The sequence below is a fragment of the Paraglaciecola aquimarina genome (assembly GCF_032464635.1).
GTDB lineage: Bacteria > Pseudomonadota > Gammaproteobacteria > Enterobacterales > Alteromonadaceae > Paraglaciecola > Paraglaciecola aquimarina.
Genome location: NZ_JAWDIO010000002.1, coordinates 4500425 through 4523812 on the forward strand (window position 1 = coordinate 4500425; position 23388 = coordinate 4523812).

A 23388-nucleotide genomic window follows, 5' to 3' on the forward strand; every position below is an offset into this window, starting at 1 on the left:
AGTACTCAGATTATAAATAGATGAGTCAGCATTACAATCTACTTTAACCAACTGGTAGGATTTATCGGTTTACCTTTGTGCCTAATTTCAAAATACAAATTGGGTTGGCTTTGACCGCCACTTTGGCCTAACAAAGCAATTGACTCACCTGCTCTGACTGTGTCACCGGCTTGTTTTAGTAAGGCTTGATTATGGCCATATAGGCTCATGTAACCATTTCCATGATCGAGTACAGTAACCAATCCAAAGCCCCTCAGCCAATCAGAATACAGTACTTTAGCATCGTGAATAGCTACCACTGCACTACCTTCCTCGCCATAAATAACAATGCCTTTCCACTTAATTTGCCCTTGCCTCAATCGTCCAAACATTTTACGCAAACGACCTTCAGCAGGCTTAATCAATCGTCCTTTATGAGCACTAAGTCCAGCAAGGGTCACCGTTTTTTTAGATTCTGCCAAGGCCTTAGCGGCCGCAGCGGCTTTGGCAATAGCATCAATTAGGTTCTTTTCATTAATTTGTAACTGAGCGACTTTCGACTCGTCGCTTTGAATTGAAGCCCGCAGTTGCTTGAGTGTTTTTTCTCGTGCGGTTTGTTGAGTGGTCAGCGTTTTTTGCTGACTCAATTGGCGTTTTTTTAAGGTTTCTAATTCTTGTTGTTTTTCAATTAATTCTGCGTTGACTATTTGCAATTCTTCAACCAAACCATTAAATAACTCTATTTGCGATTTTCGAGCTTTATTCAAGTACTGATAATAAGTAATAGTGCGTTCGAAATTAGCGGCACTTTGTTGATTGAGTAACATTTTAGCAAAGTCATAATCACCGGTCATATAGGCACTTTTAATTTGTTTTGCCAAGGCTGACTTTTGTTTATCTATAGAAGCTAAATGGGCTTTCTGCTTCGCTAACAACTGTTTTTGTTGCTGCTGAATGTTGGCTAACGAAATTTGTGTCTGATTCAGTTGTTTAGCGGTGCTAGCTATTTTTAATTCTTCTTTTTGTAAGTTATTTTGAATTTTTTTAGCCGCTGCCAACTGTTTGTAAATCGCAGCTTGCTTGCTTTTAATTTGTTGCTGAATACTCTGTAAATCATCTTGGCTTTGAGCCAACACATTGCCTGACAATAAAATAGCCGAGATCGAGAACAAAAAGGACAACCAAACATTGGCTGTCCTTTTGTCACTACCTTTGTGGACATTAGCTATCAAACTAATCCAAGGTCACAATAGGTTTACCGGTCATTTCTGCAGGCTGTTCCATGCCCATCAAATGCAGCATAGTTGGCGCCACATCACTTAATGTTCCCCCTGAACGAGCAGTAGTTTTACGACTACCTACATGAATAAAAGGCACCAGTTCACTAGTATGGGCGGTATGCGCTTGGCCCGTAGACTCGTTGCGCATTTGCTCAGCATTCCCGTGATCGGCCGTGATCAAACAATCTCCACCATTCTTGTTAATTGCTTCTACGATCCTGGCAATACATGCGTCAACAGCTTCAACCGCCTTAACCGCTGCGTCAAAGTTACCTGTATGACCTACCATGTCACCGTTAGGGTAGTTACAAATAATGGCATCAAACTTACCTGACTCAATTGCTCCAACTAACTTGTCAGTTAGTTCGGCAGAATTCATTTCGGGTTGCAGATCATAGGTGGCCACTTTAGGAGAAGGGATTAAAATACGTTCTTCACCTTCGTACAAGTCTTCACGTCCACCGCTATAAAAAAACGTCACATGGGCGTATTTTTCTGTTTCAGAAATTCGCAGTTGGGTTTTATTATGCTGTGCCAACCAGTCCCCCATCACGTTAGTTAACGCAACCGGTGGGAAAGCACATGGCGCTTTAATGCTTTCTGCGTATTGGGTTAAGGTAACAAATTTAGTTAATTCAATATGTTCACCTTTATCAAAATCAGCAAAGTCTTTTTCCACAAAAGGACGACTAATTTCACGGGCGCGATCGGCTCTGAAATTCATAAAGAATACTGCATCGCCATCTTCAATTGGCACTGCGTCGCCAATCACTGTTGCTTGCATAAACTCGTCGTTTTCGTCTCTTTGGTAAGACGCCTCTAATGCTTCAATAGCAGAGTTAGCCGTTTGGCTTCCTTGCGCTTTGGCGATCAAGTTATAGGCAGTTTCTACTCTATCCCAACGTGCATCACGATCCATGGCGTAATAACGACCCACTACCGTTGCTGTTTTTCCAAAACCTAATTCAGCAAATACAGCATCCGCTTGCTCAAGGGGTCCTTTAGCACTACGAGGGGCAGTATCTCGGCCATCCAAAAAACCGTGTAGATAAATCTTTTTAGCGCCCCGCTTTGCTGCCATTTTAATCATCGCAAAAATATGGTCGATATGACTATGCACACCACCAGCAGACAACAACCCCATCACATGCACGGCTTTATCGGCTCGAATAGTGTTATCTAGATGCTCAAGCAAAACTGGGTTTTCAAAAAACTCTCCATCGTCAATGGCTTTAGTTACGCGAGTAAAATCTTGGTATACCACTCTGCCCGCACCTAAATTAACGTGGCCCACTTCTGAATTACCCATTTGCCCCGGCGGCAATCCAACATCTAATCCAGAACCTGATATCAAAGTATGAGTACAGGTTTTATCTAAATCATCTAAAACAGGAGTATTAGCGTGAGCAATGGCATTGCTATCTTGGTCTTCTCTGTGTCCCCAGCCATCTAAAATTATCAATGCTGTGGTCTTTTTCATTTCGCTCATATTCTATTTCCTATCCAATGGTCGCTAAGGAGGTGATTATTACCGCTAATCTTATCCTTACTCGCCTGCTTCGTCATCTGCAATTAGCCTGAAAAAACCAAATGGATAACAATAAGTTATTCTTTGCGGTACATATGTTTAATATCAAGGGCTAGTTTCTGACTGCAAAACCTATATACTTTGCCCACTTTTTTTAAGTTATATTTTTAGTGGACCCCTTAGTTATGGATCAAATGGTAGAATTCGTTACAAATCATTATATTTTGTCTGGAATATTTGTAGCCCTTGTCGTAGCAATAATTTACACCACAGTAGCCAGCCAACTTTCTTCATTGAAAGAGCTCAGTACTCACGAAGCCACCTTACTGATAAATAAAGAAGACGCCTATATTTTAGATGTTAGACCCGCTGCAGATTTCAAAAAAGGTCATATTTTAGGCGCTCAGCAAATAAAAGCAGAATTAATCACTAAAGCCGACTTTAGCTCACTTGAAAAACTAAAAAGCAAACCCATCATAGTTGTCTGTGCAATGGGAATGACAGCTAAACGTACTGCCTCGCAGATGGTTAAAGCAGGCTTCGAAAATGTGTCTGTTTTAAAAGGTGGTATGAATGCATGGCAAGCTGCCAGTCTGCCCATAAATAAGTAGTGTTTAAGCAACATTTAACCGATAACTTTTTCAGGTAAAGACATGAGCCAAGTAGATATTTATACAAAAGGGCACTGCCCCTATTGTCATCGTGCCAAAGCACTATTGACGCAAAAGCAGGTTAAATTTAATGAAATTGAAATTGATGTAAATCCAGAATTGCGTGATGTCATGATCGAAAGAGCTAATGGCGGATATACTGTTCCACAAATATTCATTGATAATCAACACATAGGCGGCTGCGATGACTTGTTTGCTTTAGAAGCAAAGAAAGAATTAGACGCACTACTCGCTTAATCGCACAATACATTTAAGGAAATACCATGGCTGACGAAAATCAACCAAATGAAGCAGCTGCTCCACAAGAAGCGGCACAAGGTCCACAATTTAATATTCAAAGAATCTTTACTAAAGATATCTCTTTTGAAGCCCCTAATTCCCCTGCTATTTTCCAAAAAGAATGGAAACCAGAAGTACAATTAGACTTAGATACTAAAAGCACCCCTTTAGGTGAAAACCTGTATGAAGTCGTGCTAAGTGTAACAGTGACCGCGAAACTTGGTGAAGAAACTGCGTTTTTGTGTGAAGTTCAACAAGCTGGCGTATTTAGTATTAGCGAAATGCCTGAGCAAAACATGGCTCACATGATTGGCGCTTTTTGTCCAAATACTTTGTTCCCTTATGCTAGAGAAACAATCTCGAACTTAGTAAACCGTGGTACTTTCCCACCGTTAAACCTAGCGCCAGTAGACTTCAATCAGATTTTTGCGGCGTACATGCAACAAAGAGCTGAACAAGCTAAAGAACAAGCTCCACAAAAACTAGACGCATAATTGGTTCATATATAAATGAACTCTGTTTGTGTGTTAGGGGCAGGCTCTTATGGCACTGCCCTTGCTTTTTGCCTCGCTAGAAACGAGATAGATACTGTTCTTTGGAGCAGAGATCCACAGCAAGCCAAACTCATGGCGAGCACCAGAACCAATGATAAATACTTACCCGGCTCTAGATTCCCCGACGCGCTAGAGATTGATTCAGACATTGAAAAAGTTTTGGCCAATAACCAAGATATTTTACTGGTCGTGCCTAGCCATGCTTTTGCCGATACACTGACTCTCATTAAGCCCTTTATCACTGACCAGCACCGATTAATTTGGGCAACCAAAGGGTTAGAGCCTAACACTGGGCGCTTACTTCAAGAAGTCGCAGTAGAAATATTGGGCGACAATATTCCACTTGCTGCACTTTCAGGGCCCACATTTGCAAAAGAAATGGTAGCCGGTTTACCCACCGCCATCTCTATCAGCTCGACCGATGAAAAATTAGCAGAAGAGTTTGCCAACAAATTACATTGTGCTAAGTCATTTAGAGTTTATCGGACCGATGACTTTATTGGTATTCAACTAGGTGGCGCAGTTAAAAATGTCATTGCCATAGGCGCTGGATTAGCAGACGGTTTAGGGTTTGGCTCTAATGCCAGAACAGCACTAATAACCCGAGGATTAGCAGAGCTTACTCGGTTAGGCGTTAAAATTGGCGCGAAACCAAGTACCTTTATGGGTATGTCTGGTTTAGGGGATTTAGTACTAACCTGTACAGACAATCAATCTAGAAATCGACGCTTTGGTTTGGCCCTTGGACGTGGGCTGAGCATTGAAGATGCCATTGCCGAGATTGGCCAAGTGGTAGAGGGGTATAAAAACACTAAAGAAGTTCATGTGTTATCTAACAAAGTTGGAGTGGAGATGCCCATCTGCGAGCAAATTTACCAAGTTCTATATCAGGGCAAATCGGTTAAAGAAGCCGCTTTATCGCTACTGCAAAGAGATCAAACGATGGAATAATCAGATACGCTCAAGAACAAAGCAAATTGCGCCCAGCAAATACAAAAAAGCCCACTAATCAATCTTGATAGTGGGCTTTTTTAACGAAGAGAAGTTATTGCGCTGGCGCGTCTTCTTTTTCGTCTTTTTCTACTTGTAGTCTTAAGTTTTGCACTGGGTTTTCACTATCAGCAGTATTCTGCACAATACGATTCAATTGACCAAGAGACATAAGTACCGCATAAATTGCGCCTAAGAATCCAGCTTTGTGTAGCTCAAGAATTGTCTCGTCGCTAAGTGCTTTAAGGCGAGATTCATTAATGGTCTTCATTCCATTAATGTTGCGCTGCTAGCCATTCGCATATTTTGCATTAATGACAATTGGATCTAACAAGTCAAGTTCGATCAGTTTCTTAACGAAATTTTGCGTGGCCATTTCACTGTTAGCAAGCTCAGAAAGAAGTTTCTGACGATTATCTAAATACGGGCTTGGGCCCCCTTCTTCGGTGAACAACAACTCACCTTCTTCGCCACCCACTAAGTCACAGTTTTCGTCAATGTAGACACCTAACTTGTCGCCATCAGGGCGCACGTCAAAAGGGTATCGTTGAACATTTAAAGGAACAACATGCCCTGTCCACTTGTTGTCTTTCATAAACAAGTTTACGCCTTGCTCAATTCCTAGCATGGCGACAGAATGAGTAGTGTTACTTTTTGGATCAGTAATAAATACGATTGGCATACAACTAGCAATTTGTGCATATTCCAAAATAGAAGCTGCAGCTAAATGCGCATCTTTAGCATGTGCAAATTCATTGCTTAATTTTACGCGAAGTGCTTTATGTTTTTCTTTGTCTAATGGAACATAATTCGTAGTCATTGAAGTTTTCTCTATATTTTAAAGTAATCCAAGTATTCACTTGTGAATGTTAGTTATGTTTTGCCACATATTTAAGGAAAACATAACCGCTGTGCAACTAATTTGGGGACTTAGGATTATTATTCAATAGGCTAAAGTAAATTGTTAAAAAAAGTTGAACATAATCAGCCTTTGTCAGCCAGTGAGACCCAGTCCAGTTCATATTGATTAATACTCGCTCAAAAAGCATCCAACGATTTTACACAAAGTATCGTCTGCAAGAGCGGAGCAAGCCCATGAAAGACTCTCAGCACAGGGCAAAAGCCGCTGAGGCGTTTCTGTTAGGCAAGTGTTACGTCTTTTGGGAAAACAGACGCAAAACTTACCGCTAGACAAACAATCGAACATTTACTTTTTCAGCCTGATCTATAGACTGAAAATCAATGGGGAATTTCCCTCATGTCAAAACCCTACTAGCAGGAGACATCCGTTTTGAAACCTTGTTTATTTAAAAAAATGACAACCAGTTGCGCTTTGGCAATTAGTGTACTGGCCAGCACGCAGTCTCAAGCTATTACTGTAACCGAGAAAGCTAAAAAATTAGCTCAAGAAAATATTCTGGTCGACACTCATATTGATGTGCCTTATCGCATAAATAAAAAATGGGAAGACGTCACTCAAGCAACCAAGAATGGTGATTTTGATTATCCTAGAGCGGTGCAAGGCGGACTAAATGCGCCTTTTATGTCTGTGTACATTCCAGCCACTTTAGACAATTCAGATCAATCAATCATGTTAGCTGACAAATTAATCGATTATGTAGAAGCGATAGTCGGTAGAGCTCCAGACAAATTTGCCATTGCCCGTAGCCCAGAAGATGTAAGACAACAGTTTGCAAAAGGATTAATTTCTCTACCGATGGGCATGGAAAATGGTTCACCTATCCAGGGCGACTTAGCGAACTTACAGCACTTTTACAAGCGAGGGATCCGCTACATCACCTTGGCACATTCTCAAAGCAACCACATTTCTGATTCAAGCTACGACCTACGCCGCCAATGGAAAGGCCTTAGCCCATTTGGCAAAGAGTTGATTGCCGAAATGAACAAACTGGGCATATTGGTAGATATTTCCCATGTCTCAGACGATGCTTTTTACCAAGCCATTGAAATCAGTCAAACCCCAGTTATTGCTTCACATTCTTCATTGCGTAAATTTACCCTAGGGTTTGAACGTAATATGGACGATAAAATGATTAAAGCGCTGGGTAAGAATGGCGGCGTAATTCAAATTAATTTTGGCTCAACCTTTGTCACTAAAGGGGCCAATGCATGGAGTAAAAAACGTGGGGCCGATTTTAAAGCCGCAGAACAAAAGCTAGGCAAAGATAGTGAAGCCTATAAGAGCTTCTCTGGTAACTACGTTAAAGAAAACCCTCTGCCTTATGCGACATTAGACAGTGTATTGGATCACATTGATCATGTGGTTGAGTTAATAGGCATTGATCATGTAGGTATTGGTTCAGATTATGACGGTGTAGGTGACTCATTACCTGTTGACCTGAAAGATGTTTCAACCTACCCCAATTTGGTGCAAGGGCTATTGGATAGAGATTACAGTGATGAAGATATCATTAAAATTCTAGGCAAAAACTTTTTACGTGTTTGGCAAGAAAACGAGGATTACGCCTCTAAGTTCTAACCTTCTGGTACTTTCTAACAAGTATAAAAACCCCAAATGGCCTCGTTGATACGAGGCTTTTTTCATATTTGTTATGGGTGTAGATTATACGTAAACTGCACCCGCAACATCTATGTAACCTGAATCCTGGATAAGCCGAACTTCTGGATAACGCTCTTTTTGTATCTAGCGGCGTTGGATTGTTTAGCAATAACACGTTATTGGGTACAACAATCCGCGTTGCTATACACGAACAACTTCGTTACCGAGTGACATTTAGCTGAGGTTATGTAGACAAAGACATATTAAGCAATTGAATTATTTGATATTGCTTAGCGTAAACTAGTGTTTAGATCACGCGATACTTCTTATCCAGAACTCAGGTTATGTAATCAAGTACTTTTGTGGGATAGTAAAAATAAGATGATCACCACCAAGATAGCACTGATACCCTGCCAAAACTTAACAGGATCCCGTTCTAAAAGCGGCGGTTTATTCTTACTTAAAAAACTCTGGCTGGGCTGACTCAAATCAAAAACAAATTCAGATAATTCTTGATAACGTTTTAGCGGATTGGGCTGTAACGCCTTTTTAAGCGTATCGTCTACCCAAGCTGGTATCTCTCTGTCATCATGTAACGCGGTTCGGTATCTGAGCTTATCCTGCGCAGATTTAGTGCGAGTTTTAGCCACTTCTGCACCAAAAGGTAATTTACCGGTTAGCATTTGGTAGGTGATTACCGCAAGTGAAAATAAATCTGAACGCGGTGCGCCTACCTCACCTAAGAAATATTCTGGCGCCGTGTACTGGGCAGTACCTAAAATATTTTGTTGAGCGATGGGACTGGTCATTTCCATTAACCCAGCTACTTTAGTCGAACCAAAGTCAATGATTTTCACCACACCTGAATTATCAATCATAATATTCTCGGGGCGTAAATCTTGATGGATCATTTCTAAACGGTGAAAGGCTTGTAAGCCCTTAGCAATTTGCCCCACTATTTCCCGTACCGCTTGTAAACTAGGCTTGGGATTGTCTACCATCCATTGTGTGAGTGTTTGTCCTTCAATAAACTCAAACGCCGTATACAGGTAATCTCTTTTTCTGGTTTGAATACAAGGCTTCATTACATGGGCGCTGTTAATCCTTTTTGCTATCCATTCTTCTAGCAAAAACCTCTCGACACTTGCAGCATCGTCTTGCAAATCTACAGATAGGGTTTTAATCACGACAGGTTTGCCAACACCCTGTTGAATTTCTTCCGCTAAATATACCCTGCTTCGACTTGTACTATGTATATTTCTAAGGATCTTAAAACCGTCAAAATCAGCTCTTATAGCTAAAGCTGGAGGAAAAGGCAGCTCTGTTAACTGTTGGATCCTTTCTTGTGCATCTTGACTAGGGAGCGAGTCAACACGCACAATTTGCACACTCAGGTTATCGGTACTGCCGTTCGAGTAGGCATAGTCGCCAATTAATTTGGCTGCAGAATGTAGATCATCCAAGTTTTCTTGAATAAATGCTTGAAGTATATCCATCGGTACATGCTCATACACTCCGTCTGTCGCTAAAATAAATACGTCATCAATTTCGATTGCTAGAGACGAGTAGTCGAGCTCAAGTTGTGGAAAGATCCCCATGGCACGGCTCAAGTAACTTTGCTCACTCGACACCCAAGTACGATGATCTTCGGTCAATTGTTGAGGAGAACCGTTTCGAATATGATAAATTCGGCTGTCACCTAAATGAAAAAGATAGGCAGTGGTAGATTTAATTATGACTGCGCTTAAGGTGCACACATACCCTTTGTTTTTATCAAAGCGATGTTCACTTTTTTGGGTTTGCGAATGCAACACAGGTGTTGTTTGCTTTAAGTACTTGCATGGCCGACTTTTTAGCCGACCATGTTTCTGAGGTACAAAAATAGTCGTCAAGTAAGCTTCTTACGGACGACTCACTAGCAATATGACTCACTTTACTACTGCTGATCCCGTCAGCTATAGCTGCCACAATCCCCTTAGTTGATAGTTGTGGCTCGTTCGGCACCATCACGCCACAAAAGTCCTGATTTTCGGCCTTTCGGCCTTTATCAGAATACTGACCAACCGTTACCGATAATTGACTGGGCATGGTGCGAGATCCTTAGTGACTAAGACAATAAAATTAATAGCTTCTATAAGGCAGAAATTTACCTGTCATGGTGATTTTTACCCTATCGCCTTTGGGATCTTCTTTACGGCTTAAGTCCATATCAAAATCGATGGCACTCATGATCCCATCGCCAAACTCTTCATGGATCAGTGCTTTAAATGTGGTGCCATACACACTGATCAATTCGTAAAAACGATAAATAAGTGGGTCGGTTGGTACCGCGGTCGGCAAAGAACCTTTATAAGGCACAACCTGTAACTGTGCTACAGCTGCCGCTGGCAACTCCAATAGTTCGCCTACCGCATTAGCTTGTTCACTTGTGAGGGTCATTTGCCCCAATAAGGCTGCGGTGGTCCACTCTTTACTTTGCCCTACCGCTGCAGCCAGTTGTGGCCACGTAAGGTTCTTAACTTGCTTTTGCAATACTATAAGTTCAGTTACTTCATTGCGATTCATTGGTATCTCCTAACTAATATAGATTTCATAATAAATAGAATAAGCTCGCTGACCGTATAACTAACAGTCAGCAAGCTTTTAGAGCTTGGTTAAATAAACATTAAGCGTTGCGAGCTTTAGACTCACGCACGTGAGTAAGGTAAATGGGTAACCCAACCAACAAGAAACCACCGAATAAGTTACCCAATGCTGTTGGAATTTCATTCCAGATCAAGTAATCAGAAACAGCAAACTCACCACCCATGATCATTGAGAATGGGAACAAAAACATATTCACAATTGAGTGTTCGAACACCATGAAGAAGAACAGCATGATAGGCATCCACATAGCGGCAATTTTAGCACCGGCAGAAGTGGAAATCATAGCACCCACCACGCCCATAGAAACCATCCAGTTACACAACATGCCGCGAATGAAGATAGTAAACCAGCCGCCAACACCTTGCTCTTTATAACCCAATGTTCTAGATTCACCAATTGACGCCACTTTTTCAGCGATGACCCCGCCATCAATTTGATAACCGTAGGTCAGTATAAAAGATGCAAAAAATGCCGTGGTCAATGCCCCTGCAAAGTTTCCACAAAACACCAACCCCCAATTGCGCAACATACCTTGTACGGTACACCCTGGGCGTTTATCAATAACGGCTAAAGGTACTAAGGTAAATACGCCGGTTAACAAATCAAACTTCATTAGATAGAGCATGATGAAACCGACGGGGAAAAGCACAGCTCCAAGAATTGGACTACCTGTTTTTATAATGACTGTGATGGCAAAAAATGCAGCTAAGGCAAGTATGGCACCTGCCATAAATGCTCTGACTAACGTGTCTTTGGTAGACATGAATATTTTTTGTTCACCCGCGTCGACCATTTTAGTGGCAAATTCGCTTGGTTCTAAATAGGACATTACCGCACCTCTTTTATGTGTTTATCTGTTCTTGACGTTTTTAAAACAAAAAAAAGCGCCCATCCACTCACCTGAAAACTCAAGTGAGTGGATGGACGCCGTTATCCGTTGAATCTTTTATTTTAAGTCAGCGTTGACCTTGATTCATTTAGTTCTTTGCAAAATCCGAACCAAAACGCAAACTACTGTTTTTATTAGCTAATCCTAGCAGTGGACGATAGGTATAGCGCTGTTATCATGCAGATAAGTAAAAAACGCACTTTTTAGGTGCGTTGTTAACTGGGTTATTCAATGCACTATTTTGCTGCCTCGCGCTTATCTTGTGTTTGCTCAACAAAGTCACTGGCAGCGTGTCGCTCATGTAATTGCTCACTTAACTCACCCCAAGCTCGATTGACTTTTATGCCCCGCTTAACGGCAGGGCGCTGTGCCACTTGATTAGCCCAACGTAGTACATTTTTATAGTCTTTTACTTGTAAGAATTCAGCCGCTTCATATAAACCGCCTCGAACTAACACCCCGTACCACGGCCAAATAGCCATATCAGCAATACTATAGTCTTCACCGACTATATAAGTATTGTTAGCTAATTGTTTATCTAACACATCTAATTGGCGCTTAGCTTCCATTGTGTAACGATTAATGGGGTATTCAAACTTTTCGGGTGCGTACGCATAAAAATGACCAAATCCTCCCCCTAAAAATGGGGCCGCGCCTTGCGCCCAAAACAACCAATTGAAGGTTTGCGTGCGAGCATTACCTTGCTTGGGTAAAAATCGACCAAACTTTTCTGCTAAATGCACCAAAATTGAAGCGGACTCAAATACATTCACACTATTGTCGCCAGACTTATCAACTAATGCCGGAATTTTAGAATTAGGGTTAACATCTACAAAACCCGAAGAGAACTGATCACCTTCACCAATATTAATCAGGTAAGCATCATATTCAGCCTCTGAAATACCAGCCTCTAATAACTCTTCTAACATCACGGTCGCTTTCACACCATTAGGTGTGGCGAGTGAATATAGTTGAAATGGATGCTGCCCTTGAGGGAGGACTTTATCATGGGTAGCCCCAGAAACTGGACGATTGATTTTAGCGAATTGGCCGCCACTAGCCTCATCCCAAGTCCATACCTTAGGTGGCGTATAACGAGTGTCTGTCATAAATTTATTTGCTCTCATTTAATAGGTGAATATGGAGTACGTTAAAATAAAGAAAAAATTTCAGGCTCATAAAAAAAGCCCAAATACTGCTATTTGGGCTTCCAATTAAAAATCAATATTTACATCTGTAAGAACTAATATTCCCACCAAGATTGTTGCCACCAAACCAAAAATTCATCAAAATCAATAGAGCCATCATGGTTCTTATCAATTAAGCCAAATCCTTCTTCCACATGACTTGCTTTTGTTTTTGGTGACAGTACCGTTAACAGTTCAATAAACTCTGTAAGTCCAATCTGGCCATTACCATCGGCATCAAAAAAATCGAATTCTTTACGGGCTTCAGCAATCTGTTCTGGTGTTAATTTTTTATCAGTCATAACTTTTCAACTTTGTTTCAATAGTTTAAGTCTACCCCGTATTAGGAGTAGGTGTCTATTGATATTCTGTAGCGTAAACTAGCCGTTCGATTTACCTAAAGCGGTTCGTTGTGCTCTACGAGCCGCTCCTTTTTGTTGGCGCCTCAATTTTATTGCTTTTCGAGCCTCTAAACCTAAATGTTCTTCGTTACGCTCTTTAGCCAAATTGACCTGTTTTTCTCGTTCACGAAAACGTTTAATTTGTTCTTCACTGTGTGTGCCATGGCATTTAGGACAACTCACACCAGCTTCAAATACATCGCTTAGTTTATCTTCCTCGGTGATGGGTAGCCGGCAGGCATAACATTGATCGTAATCACTTTTTTCTAAGTCATGATTCACCGCCACTCGATTATCAAACACAAAACAATCCCCCTCCCACATAGTGTCATCTTTAGGCACGTCTTCTAAATATTGCAATATGCCGCCTTCAAGATGGAACACTTCATCAAAGCCCTGCTCTTTCATGTAAGCAGTTGATTTTTCACAGCGTATTCCACCAGTACAGAACATCGCCACTTTTTTATGCTTGGCCGGATCAAGATTGTCTTTAACGTACTGCGGAAACTCTCTAAACGAATCGGTTTTTGGGTTGACTGCATTTTGAAAAGTCCCTATTTCTATTTCGTAGTCATTACGCGTATCAATCAGCAATACTTCGGGGTCAGAAATCAATGCATTCCAGTCTTTAGGTTTAACATAAGTCCCCACTGTTTTTAGCGGATCTATGCCTTCAACGCCCAACGTAACGATCTCTTTTTTGAGTTTAACTTTAGTGCGATGAAACGGCTGGGTGTCATCCAAAGATTCTTTAGTAGAAATAGGGTTAAGGCGCTCATCAGCATTTAACCAAGCCAATAAGGCGTCAATACTTTCGCGGGTACCAGACACAGTACCGTTTATCCCTTCATGGGCTAACAGTAACGTACCTTTAATGTTATTGGACTCCATAAACTGGAGTAAGGGTTGGCGTAGCGCTTCAAAGTTTTCTAATGAAACAAATTTATATAAGGCGCACACTACAAATTTTGTGTTGTTTGACTGCACAGTCGGCGATTGTTTAGACATATTTAACTACCTTGCGAAGTTGGGGCGTAATCCCAGAGCAAAAAAAGAGCGCGGTACTTTACCAAAAGTGTTTTTAATTGGCTAGTTAATAACCATATTTTTATTAGGGTTACCCTGAAGAGATTACGCTACACGTGCCAAACATCCAAAAACTTAACATCGCTGCAGAATACAGCATGCACTTTTTTAAACCCAAGAATGACTTAATTCTTTCACCTACGACCTGCGTGCACAAAGCATGAGCTTCGCTCACAACGCTAAGCGTTTGTACATCTACATTGTTTGCAAACCTTGAACTCGCCATTGCAAAATAAAACAAACACCAATGAGTTTTGTCGAGACGCTCAATGAGTTTATTCAAATTTGTTGGTTTAACCATGGGGGGATTAATTAGGTGTCGTTGGTTTGATCATGGGTGTCTCAATTGGAGGACGGGCTGATTTCGAACAATATTGCCAAATGATCAGGCTGTATTCGTCATCCCTGCATGTTGTTAGCAGGGATCCATATCTTTGGCTTAAGTGAGACGCCAGCTCAGTTCATCAATCAAGTAGAGCGTTAACAGTAACTACTATTACCGCGGCGGAATAACCTTTTAGTTTTATAGGCACCGCCTTGATTTCAAAGGCATTGTTATAAGTTGGTTATCATGGGTGTCTCAATTGGAGGACTGGCTGATTTCAAACAATATTGCCAAATGATCAGGCTGTATTCGTCATCCCTGCATGTTTTTAGCAGGGATCCATATCTTTGGCTTAAGTGAGACGCCAGCTCAGTTCATCAATCAAGTAGAGCGTTAACAGTAACTACTATTACCGCGGCGGAATAACCTTTTAGTTTTATAGGCACCGCCTTGATTTCAAAGGCATTGTTATAAGTTGGTTATCATGGGTGTCTCAATTGGAGGACTGGCTGATTTCAAACAATATTGCCAAATGATCAGGCTGTATTCGTCATCCCTGCATGTTTTTAGCACGGATCCATATCTTTGGCTTAAGTGAGACGCCAGCTCAGTTCGTCAATCAAGTAGAGCGTTAATAGTAACTACTATTACGGCGGCGGGAATAACCTTTTAGTTTTAGAGGCATCGCCTTGATTTCAAAGGCATTGTTATAAGTTGGTTATCATGGGTGTCTCAATTGGGGGGAAATGACTTTTGTCGTTAGCTTCAAGAAGCAAACCAAACAATACCAACTATTAGGGTGATACCGATCGTGGTCGGCAACTTGTATTTCTTAAATAGCGCTTCGGCTTGATTTCCTACTAGCTTGACGAGTAAGGCAAGTCCAAAATATCGTAGTGAGCGGGCAATAAACGTAGCGACAATAAACATCACGAAAGAATATTTTGCAGCCCCTGCAGCTAACATGGCAATTTGGAAAGGTATTGGCACCAGACCAATCGACAGCACATACCAAAATCCTTTGACTTGCATTTGCTCTGTGACTTCTTTTAGCTGCTGCGGATCAGAGAACCAACTTGCGATTTGTTCGGAGAATGTCTCAAACAAAAAATATCCCACTAAATAGCCAACTATCGCTCCCAGCACACACCCAACAGTCGCCCAAAAGGCCAGTAACCATATACTCTTGCGCTTTGCTTGCATCAAAGGAATTAATATAGTTTCTAAGGGGATAGGTACAATGATTGATTCTAAGAATGACATTATCATTAACACCCCAAAAAGCTTGGGTGAATCCACAAGTTGTTTAGTTTTGTTTTGCAAATAATGAATCATGTTACCCCTGAATTGGCGATAGGCACTTTCTAATGTTCGGTATTACAAACGCAGTTAAGCGAGACTTTACATGTGCGTGATCAAGGCTTAACTGTTTGAATTAATCACGAGTTAATAGTAAAGAGCTACATTCCATCGAGCTCGAGCAACACACATAAAGTGCACTTAACACTCGCCTGAAAGCAATGCACCAGCGGCTTTTGCCCTAGGTTCTCGGTATTTGCAACTGAACAACCATTCCTTCACACCGATGCCTCGATCAAAATCCGCTGGATACAGTCAAAAAGATCACTCATCAATATGGATTGGCATTCACACCTTGACGATGAAGGGAAATTACAGCGCCAAGGTTGCTAACAGCTGTGTTGATAAGCGTCACTAAGTTTTAATTTGATACTGTAAAGCTATCAGTCCTTTGATTTAGCCAAGCTCATCGAAAGCCTTTTCAGCTTGCTCTTTACTCATTCCATACTTTTCTTGCATTTTGCCGTAGAAAAGATCGAATTCTCCGTCTATTTCGGCAACTTCATCATTGCTCAATTTTCCCCACTTTTTTTGGATTGAGCCACTTAGCTGATTCCATTTACCTTTTGCTATTTCTTTGTTCATGATAACTCCTGTTTAGGTGTTGGGTTAATACTCACCTGAACCAGAAGCGAAACCTGTGCCATCAATTAAAATGTTGAAAAATAACAGTTTTATTAACAAGCATTACCTATAAATACAATTAGGTATGTAGTTATTACAGAGTTACGTGCAATTTGTACCGAGTCCTGTCAATTGATTAATCAAGCCTATTGTTAATTGCTTTGGTGATGGATAGTATTCATGCTCATTTTTGAAAAAAGAGAGTTATCTTGAAGAAAGGTCTACCATTATTTACAGCAGTATTATTATTAATAGGGTGTGAACGAGCGCAATTTGACGACGAAATTACCCGAACTCACGGACTGCCAGACAAAAACGCTGAGTACCAAAAACTACTTACGCAAAAAGCTGTAAACCTTAAAGATGACGAACTCTACAACCGCGTACTTACTCTATGGGACACCCCTTATCGCGAATTGCGTTTGCCAACATCTATCGGAAAAGCGCATATTATTGTTTCAGGTCCGGCGGATGGAAAACCCCTATTCTTACTTCATGGAATGAACGCAGATGCAACTATGTGGTACCCCAATGTTAAAGCGCTATCAAACAATTATAGAGTGTATGCTATTGATGATATTTTAGGCCAAGGGCAATCTACATTAGGAGATGTCAACCCATCCATTGACAATCTAACAACCTGAGTACTTTGAAATTTTTGCAGCGCTTAAATTAGAGAAAGTAACACTGATAGGCGCATCCCAAGGAGGTTGGATTGCAACTAATTTGGCACTCAGTCAGCCAGACAAAATCGAACAACTAGTCTTACTAAGCCCTGCACAAACCTTTACTTGGCTTGACTTTAATATGGATATTATAGAGAACATATTATTTGCTTTAGATCCGCAACGAGACGCATTAAGCGATATATTAAAAACCCTATCTAGCAATGTGCAAGGTATTGATCAAACCTATATTGACCATTTTTATCGAACCGTCAAAACAGCCTCTATTTCCCCATTATTAATGGATATGACCCCCTTCACAGATGAGCAACTAGCCTCACTAACCATGCCAATATTGTTTCTGGCAGGTGATCAAGACTTATTTAATAACCAGCAAAGCGTCGATCGCGCAAAGTCTTTGTTACCTTGTGTGCAGGCTGAAATTGTTTCTGACAGCGGCCATTTCATCACCGTAGATCAAGCCGATTTGGTTAACAATAAGGTAATAGAATTTCTTAATTTAGCCGGACATAGTAAAACAACTGCATGTTAGCTGTTTTGACTTGTTGCTCGATTAGATTAACCTCTTAATTAAATTCAGTTAGACTGGTCTAAGACCACACAACAGAAGTATTGTAGAAGTAGGATTGAAAAGACAATGACTGATAAAAATGACAGCTTTACTGGCAAAAGTAACAACAGTAAAACAACGACTTGTACTAACACAAGCTGTTGCCCTCCCCAAACACCAATTATACGAGCCACTCCCAAAGTTGGCCGTAACGATCCATGTATTTGTGGAAATGGCCTCAAGTACAAAAAGTGCTGTGGAAAAAATGCCTAACAACACTTTTGCCTATAGATAAACTATACAGAAGGAACCACAAAAATAAGCGACGTATTCTGCTATTGCCTGCTGCTAATCAGTATGAAATAAAAAAACCGACTTATTTATTTGCTAGAGGTGCTGCTACCTCTAGCATTCTGTCAACTTATACTCACCACTGTCTGTTATTTGCTGATCTCAATAACCTTAGCCCCTTTAAAGCTGAGATTGAGAAACATATAGTCCATATGGTATTTCTCGGGAATAATTTTTTTGATTTCACTCGCACTGATTGGTGCGTGCGTCAACAATTCAGCTTGTTCTCTAGGCACGCCAATCACTAATTGAAACAATTTGAGCCCGTTAGGTACAATATGAAACCATCTGTTATCAGAGTTTTCTGGTATCGACTCTTTTAACTCAGATGTTGTCCACGCCGCGTACATTGAATCTCTGAATTGTTCATAAAAATGATTAAGACCTTGGTCCAAGTAATCCTTACCAGACACTTTCAAGTAAAGTTCGGTTAGTGATTTAGTTTTTTGCCTAATTGGATCAAGTAAAACAATTGCACCGTCAGGACGGCATACTCGCTGGGCTTCTTCTAATACTCGCCTTACGTCTTTTATGGTATCTAGATGATGGGCTCCGTCTGCAAAAGTCACTAGGTCAAAAGAGTCATTCTCAAAATCTTTTAGATCCATAATATTACTCTTACAAAAAGTCACATTATCCTGTTCGTTGACCTCTTCAGCATGGCTGTTGGCAATGTCTATCATTCTATCTGACAGATCCACACCAGTTGTTTTTTTCATATGCAACTGTTGATGCAAAAAGACGGTAAGGCGCCCTGGACCAGAACAAAGATCCAAGCAATGGTCTATTTGTTTATCCCCTTTAACTTGCTTAGCAACATTGAGCAACATCGCATAAATGCTACTCATATTGGTGTTCATAACCTTGGAATATTCCCTGACGTCTTCTTCGCTAGTAGTAATTGTATTGGGCTCAGGAACTCTTACTAGTTCCTGCTTTGAAAATGAGTTTTTGCATAGGTACTTTATTACATAAAAACCTTTTAGCACTTCAGAAACTATATTCATCTTCACTCTCATGTTGAGCTAACGCTCAAATATCTGGATAGATTAGCTACCAAACATTTAAGGCATCATTAAAATTTCATTAATTGTTAATGAATCTCGCCCACCTGACAAGCACTTTATATGTCGGTAATTCGAGTCCAGCATGCTGGGTGATTTTTGTATAACGCCGCATATTTAAGTCAGTTTTAAATGCAGAATTATTCGGTATATTTAATAAAAACAACAGATTACATCGAACAATCAAAAATTAAACACAACTAATATAGGTCAAAAATATAAACCAAAATGAACTACCAGTCCCCTATTTTTTAGCTGTGGCCTATAGCCACCAAAGCGCTTAATTCTCCCTTCGTTATGCACAAATCATGTACAAATCGACATTTTTACCAGTATGAGATCAATATTGTTAATAATAAGCCCATAAGCATTTAACCTTAGTACTCACTTTTTGACAAAGACTACCTGTTTTTTAAAAAACACTGTTTTTCTGACCGAATTGGCTTAAATTGTCAGTAAGTGGACGTCGTAAGAACATAGGTAACCTCCATGCTTTTAGAACGTGAAACGGCACTTAGTGAAATATTTAACTGTATCGAAACTATGCCAAAATCTGGAAAAATTCTATTGCTTAGTGGTGAAGCAGGCATAGGCAAAACCACACTGCTTGAACATATACGCTTGCAGATAGATACCACAATAGACATGCATTGGTCGGGGTGTGACCCACTATTTACCCCACGCCCCTATGCACCTATTTATGATTTTGCGCAAATATTTTCTCCTACATTACTTTGTCAACTTGAAAGCTGTGCTACACCGAACATAATCTTTGCTAGTTTTTATCAAGCCATCAGCCATCTAACAAAACCCACCATTTTAGTCATTGAAGATGTTCATTGGGCAGACAATGCCAGTTTGGATTTAATCAAATACTTGGTTAGGAGGATTTCGTTTTTGCCCTGTTTATTATGTTTAAGTTATCGCGATGATGAGATTTCGCAAAGTCACCCTTTGCGCTCAGTGCTAACGCTGCTGCCCTCGGCCCACACAAAGCGGATCTGTCTGACTCCTCTAGGAAAAGAGTCAGTCGCTAAGTTGAGTCAAAAAAGCCACTACGACCCAGACAATTTACATAGAATTACAAACGGTAATCCTTTCTTTGTCACTGAGCTGTTAGCAAACAAACAAGTAAATCAGCCACTTATTCCTCTATCAATTAAAGAAGCAATAGGTAGTCGCGTGCAAAATTTAGCCCAAGGAGAATGTCAACTAATTCAGCTGTTGAGCCTTATTCCATATAGTATTCCCGTCACCCTGATCCACGCTCTTTTTGGTGAAAATGGTGACTCATTCGCCATGGCATGTGTGGCTCGAAAACTATTGCAGTGCGATCCAAACCAAGTTTTTCGATTTAGACATGAACTAGTTAGACTGGCAATTTTGGACAATCAACCTGCACACCAACAAAAATCCGGGCATAAGCGGATATTACAATGCCTAGAGCAAACATTGCTAAGTACCGACTCAGCTTGGCTTGTGCATCACGGTGTGGGCGCACTCGATGAAAAGTGTGTGCTCAAGTATGCCCCTATTGCCGCGGCGAATGCTGCCGCTTTAGGTGCACATAAAGAAGCCGCTTCATTTTATAGCAAAGCCCTTAGTTTTGTTGAGTATGCCGATACTGAGCTTGCCGCTAGCCTGCATCAAGACTGGGCTTATGAAGTAGGGCTAACAACGCATATGGATCAATCAGTCATCGATGCTAGGCGTCATGCAATTAGCTTATGGCGGGCACTAGGAAGATTCGATAAAGTCGGAGAAAATCTACGCTCCCTATCACGTTTGTACTGGTACCAAGGGCAAGCAGAAAAAGCCGAACGATACGCTACTGAAGCAATTCAAACCTTTGAATCCATTCCTGCCTCAAATGGCTTAGCCATGGCATACTCTATGCGTTCTCAATTAGACATGCTGAACGAAAGAACAGATGATGCAATATTTTGGGGCAACAAAGCCTTAGCGTTAGCCGAACAATTTTCTAGCCCAACGATTAAAGCTCATGCCTTAAATAACATTGGTTCTGCACTCGTGATGCAAGGAAACACCGAAGGCGAAACATTACTCGAACAAAGCTTAGTCATCGCCGAACAAAATGGATTGCATGAAGACGTAGCCCGTGTATACACGAATTTTTCTGACTATTGTATTCGATTCAAAAAGCTCGACATGGCAGAAGCGCTAACCACTAAAGGGATTCAATATGATATTGCTCATGATTTAGACTCGTGGACCTACTACCTAGTTGGATTGCAAGCACTATTACGCCAAGAACAAGGACGCCTAATCGATGCACAAACGATTGCCTCAGGGGTGCAACAAATTGATAATCAAACCTTATTAATGAAGCTCCCGTCGTTAATCGTACTTGGCCGAGTAAGCTCCCGTTTAGCCACCTCAGATAGCCATGACTTGCTTTGTCGAGCATTAGAAGATGCCGAATCAACCAATGAATACCAGTACATGATCCCAGCAAGGTTTGCCTTAATCGAGCATTTTTGGCTTTCTGCAGATATTACGCAATCTAGCAAGGCTAACAATCACCTTAATTGGCTAAGTCAATTGCCAAAATCGGTGCTCAACACCTGACAACTTGGGGAATTAAACATTTGGCAAAAACGCTTCAATTTAACTACCGATAAGCTGCTACTGCATTCATTACCAAAACCCTATCAATTAGAGCTTAAGGATAATAATCTAGGAGCTTTTGCAGCGTGGCAAGCCCTTGGTATGCCATTTGACGCTGGGTTAAGCCTATTACACGCCCCTACAAGTAATATAAATGAAAGGCAAGAGAACTTGCTAAACGCATGGCATATTTTTGAAAAAATCAGTGCAAAAGCAGCCTTACGCTGGATCCGGATGACAGCCACTCAGCAAGGATTTGCCCATATTTTGCCTAGAGTTCGTCGAGGCCCTTATTCTAAAACCCGTCAGCACCCCATTGGTTTAACAAACAAAGAACAACAAGTGTTAGCCTTACTCATGACTGGCGCGAGTAACCATGAGATAGCAACCTCACTGTCCCGTTCTAATCGTACTGTCGAAAACCATGTATCATCCATATTAAGTAAACTGAATGTCGACAATCGTGTTGAAGCCTTACTTAGAGTGCAAAACGAACCTTGGCTTTCGGATTGCTCAGCAAAATAACGCGCTTCAAAACTCAGCAACCTTCTACTTTAATCTTGTAGGGTAATGGCAATCAGATCTTTTATGTCATAATTAGTTTGCGTACGCACCTCTACGACATCTAGTCGCCTGAAAGCAGAATCAATAAAATCCAGATTATTGCGTTCTAATATTACTTCGTCTCCCTGAGTAATAGTGACGTTTGCAGCATACCCTGCCGAATGCCCACCATTCATATCTAATACTACACGTATTTCATGAGGTAAATTTGGTTGTAAGGTGGCGTAACCAATTCCCACATCATCCCCCCAAACCACATCAATTCTATTCAACTCGTATCTAACACGTACCGCTTCATCTCCTTGCTCATCCCGAAAAATAATGTTCGTTACAACTCGACCTATTGATTCCCGAGAGCCCGTCCACACGATCTGATAACGATCTGGCACAGCGTGTTCTGGGTCTGTTTTAAATTCGGCGCGCTCACCTATTCTAATCGCGCGTCCCAAATCAAAAGCCGTGTCATCGGTGACAAATACAGGGGCATACAAAGTACCAAACCGATCCCCATCAGGCGGACCGAGAATAACTTTACTTGGCAGCATATCCAATGATGTACCCGCACTGTAACGATCTTGGTCGACGTTAAGGATCCCTGAAACACAACTACTCATCAAAACCAAAACAATGCTAATCGCTCCAACCTTCTTAAAATTAAACATAGCACTTCCTTTTTAATTTGATTGACTCTATCTAAACCTGTCGGTTTAAATCATGACGCCCTGTAATGTTAGTTTCTGGCGAATTGACTACCATGAGTAAATGTACTCAATTTCTTAAGCACCCTACCTATTTTTGGGTCATGAATTTTCACTCAACTGAGAAACCAACAAAGGGACGGTGATAGGGCAGAGCAAAACTATAGCGAATGATAAATTTGCTCAATTTTTAAACGACAGTATCGATATACGCCAAATTTGGCCAAAAATTTAATTTTATACTTTTAAGTTATATGCTTTAGGACAAACGGCAGTTGACCTTAAGCCCCTTCCGCGTTACAAATACACTTATAAATTGTACGTTTACTTTTTAAAGAATTTAAAACATGAAATACGCTTTTATTACTCTATCACTCCTGCTGGCAGCAAGACTGCACGGGTAGGTTGTAAGCAAGCGTAACGCATTTACAAAAACCCGTGCTAAGCACGGGTTTTTTTGTATGTATTTTTCATTTATTTCACACTCAATCAACAGAGCACATTAAGGAGAAGTTATGTCTAACGGGG

The 23388-nt window shown here is 40.9% G+C and carries 23 protein-coding genes and 1 pseudogene; 10 read left to right on the forward strand and 14 right to left on the reverse strand.

Translation table 11 applies throughout. The features are described from left to right. Nucleotides 1–38: 38 nt before the first annotated feature. Together RS130_RS22345 and gpmI are read right to left on the reverse strand one after the other, a co-directional pair. Nucleotides 39–1142, reverse strand: coding sequence for a murein hydrolase activator EnvC family protein (locus RS130_RS22345; RefSeq protein ID WP_428982881.1), 1104 nt, complete (start codon nt 1140–1142; stop codon nt 39–41). Between the two features lie 70 nt (nt 1143–1212). Continuing rightward, complete coding sequence (gpmI, locus tag RS130_RS22350; RefSeq protein WP_316027756.1) at nt 1213–2748, reverse strand: 2,3-bisphosphoglycerate-independent phosphoglycerate mutase; 1536 nt, start codon at nt 2746–2748, stop codon at nt 1213–1215. A 224-nt stretch (nt 2749–2972) separates the two neighbouring features. On the opposite strand from gpmI, the gene RS130_RS22355 reads away from it, so the two are divergent. From RS130_RS22355 to gpsA, 4 genes are read left to right on the forward strand one after another with little or no spacing between them, the layout of a single operon-like run. Further along, the gene (locus RS130_RS22355; protein ID WP_316027757.1) at nt 2973–3398 is read left to right on the forward strand and encodes a rhodanese-like domain-containing protein; all 426 of its coding nucleotides are present in this window, start codon (nt 2973–2975) and stop codon (nt 3396–3398) included. A gap of 42 nt (nt 3399–3440) precedes the next feature. Next, complete coding sequence (gene grxC / locus RS130_RS22360) at nt 3441–3695, forward strand: glutaredoxin 3 (protein ID WP_316027758.1); 255 nt, start codon at nt 3441–3443, stop codon at nt 3693–3695. Nucleotides 3696–3721: 26 nt separating this feature from the next. After that, nucleotides 3722–4231, forward strand: a complete 510-nt coding sequence (gene secB, locus RS130_RS22365; protein WP_316027759.1) for a protein-export chaperone SecB — start codon at nt 3722–3724, stop codon at nt 4229–4231. 15 nt (nt 4232–4246) lie between these two features. Next, the gene (gene gpsA, locus RS130_RS22370; RefSeq protein ID WP_316027760.1) at nt 4247–5242 is read left to right on the forward strand and encodes an NAD(P)H-dependent glycerol-3-phosphate dehydrogenase; all 996 of its coding nucleotides are present in this window, start codon (nt 4247–4249) and stop codon (nt 5240–5242) included. 94 nt (nt 5243–5336) lie between these two features. Here gpsA and RS130_RS22375 read toward each other — a convergent pair. After that, a pseudogene (locus RS130_RS22375) lies at nt 5337–6101 on the reverse strand (SapC family protein). A 495-nt stretch (nt 6102–6596) separates the two neighbouring features. On the opposite strand from RS130_RS22375, the gene RS130_RS22380 reads away from it, so the two are divergent. After that, nucleotides 6597–7781: a dipeptidase gene (locus RS130_RS22380; RefSeq protein ID WP_316028125.1), complete on the forward strand. Its 1185-nt coding sequence runs from the start codon at nt 6597–6599 to the stop codon at nt 7779–7781. A 371-nt stretch (nt 7782–8152) separates the two neighbouring features. Here the strand turns inward: RS130_RS22380 and RS130_RS22385 are convergent, their stop codons facing one another. The 9 genes from RS130_RS22385 to RS130_RS22425 form a co-directional block, all read right to left on the reverse strand. Next, complete coding sequence (locus RS130_RS22385; RefSeq protein WP_316027761.1) at nt 8153–9616, reverse strand: bifunctional protein-serine/threonine kinase/phosphatase; 1464 nt, start codon at nt 9614–9616, stop codon at nt 8153–8155. Beyond that, a complete protein-coding gene (locus RS130_RS22390; protein ID WP_316027762.1) occupies nt 9588–9890 on the reverse strand; it encodes a hypothetical protein in 303 nt (100 codons plus the stop codon). The genes RS130_RS22385 and RS130_RS22390 overlap by 29 nt, the downstream gene beginning before the upstream one ends. A 33-nt stretch (nt 9891–9923) precedes the next feature. Beyond that, nucleotides 9924–10367, reverse strand: coding sequence for a cyanase (gene cynS, locus RS130_RS22395; protein ID WP_316027763.1), 444 nt, complete (start codon nt 10365–10367; stop codon nt 9924–9926). 100 nt (nt 10368–10467) lie between these two features. Next, nucleotides 10468–11277, reverse strand: coding sequence for a formate/nitrite transporter family protein (locus tag RS130_RS22400; protein WP_316027764.1), 810 nt, complete (start codon nt 11275–11277; stop codon nt 10468–10470). Nucleotides 11278–11573: 296 nt separating this feature from the next. After that, nucleotides 11574–12446, reverse strand: coding sequence for a glutathione-dependent disulfide-bond oxidoreductase (yghU, locus tag RS130_RS22405; protein WP_316027765.1), 873 nt, complete (start codon nt 12444–12446; stop codon nt 11574–11576). A gap of 134 nt (nt 12447–12580) precedes the next feature. After that, complete coding sequence (locus tag RS130_RS22410) at nt 12581–12826, reverse strand: EF-hand domain-containing protein (protein ID WP_316027766.1); 246 nt, start codon at nt 12824–12826, stop codon at nt 12581–12583. A 78-nt stretch (nt 12827–12904) separates the two neighbouring features. Further along, nucleotides 12905–13933, reverse strand: a complete 1029-nt coding sequence (gene trhO / locus RS130_RS22415; protein WP_316027767.1) for an oxygen-dependent tRNA uridine(34) hydroxylase TrhO — start codon at nt 13931–13933, stop codon at nt 12905–12907. 1168 nt (nt 13934–15101) lie between these two features. Continuing rightward, on the reverse strand, nt 15102–15671 hold the full coding sequence (locus RS130_RS22420) for a YqaA family protein (protein ID WP_316027768.1): 570 nt from the start codon (nt 15669–15671) through the stop codon (nt 15102–15104). A 420-nt stretch (nt 15672–16091) separates the two neighbouring features. Then, a complete protein-coding gene (locus RS130_RS22425; protein WP_316027769.1) occupies nt 16092–16280 on the reverse strand; it encodes a CsbD family protein in 189 nt (62 codons plus the stop codon). A 248-nt stretch (nt 16281–16528) separates the two neighbouring features. On the opposite strand from RS130_RS22425, the gene RS130_RS22430 reads away from it, so the two are divergent. The 3 genes from RS130_RS22430 (at nt 16529) to RS130_RS22440 (ending at nt 17828) form a co-directional block, all read left to right on the forward strand. Then, nucleotides 16529–16963, forward strand: a complete 435-nt coding sequence (locus tag RS130_RS22430; protein ID WP_316027770.1) for an alpha/beta fold hydrolase — start codon at nt 16529–16531, stop codon at nt 16961–16963. 70 nt (nt 16964–17033) lie between these two features. Further along, nucleotides 17034–17537 (forward strand): alpha/beta fold hydrolase, encoded by a 504-nt coding sequence (locus RS130_RS22435; protein WP_316028126.1) that lies wholly within the window; start codon nt 17034–17036, stop codon nt 17535–17537. 105 nt (nt 17538–17642) lie between these two features. Next, a complete protein-coding gene (locus RS130_RS22440) occupies nt 17643–17828 on the forward strand; it encodes an SEC-C metal-binding domain-containing protein (protein WP_316027771.1) in 186 nt (61 codons plus the stop codon). 167 nt (nt 17829–17995) lie between these two features. Here the strand turns inward: RS130_RS22440 and RS130_RS22445 are convergent, their stop codons facing one another. Next, nucleotides 17996–18913, reverse strand: a complete 918-nt coding sequence (locus tag RS130_RS22445) for a class I SAM-dependent methyltransferase (protein WP_316027772.1) — start codon at nt 18911–18913, stop codon at nt 17996–17998. A gap of 546 nt (nt 18914–19459) precedes the next feature. Here RS130_RS22445 and RS130_RS22450 point away from each other — a divergent pair. Together RS130_RS22450 and RS130_RS22455 are read left to right on the forward strand one after the other, a co-directional pair. After that, nucleotides 19460–21559, forward strand: a complete 2100-nt coding sequence (locus tag RS130_RS22450; RefSeq protein ID WP_316027773.1) for an ATP-binding protein — start codon at nt 19460–19462, stop codon at nt 21557–21559. Nucleotides 21560–21700: 141 nt separating this feature from the next. After that, the gene (locus RS130_RS22455) at nt 21701–22123 is read left to right on the forward strand and encodes a helix-turn-helix transcriptional regulator (protein WP_316027774.1); all 423 of its coding nucleotides are present in this window, start codon (nt 21701–21703) and stop codon (nt 22121–22123) included. Nucleotides 22124–22152: 29 nt separating this feature from the next. Here RS130_RS22455 and RS130_RS22460 read toward each other — a convergent pair whose 3' ends face one another. After that, on the reverse strand, nt 22153–22824 hold the full coding sequence (locus tag RS130_RS22460) for a hypothetical protein (RefSeq protein ID WP_316027775.1): 672 nt from the start codon (nt 22822–22824) through the stop codon (nt 22153–22155). Nucleotides 22825–23388: the final 564 nt, after the last annotated feature.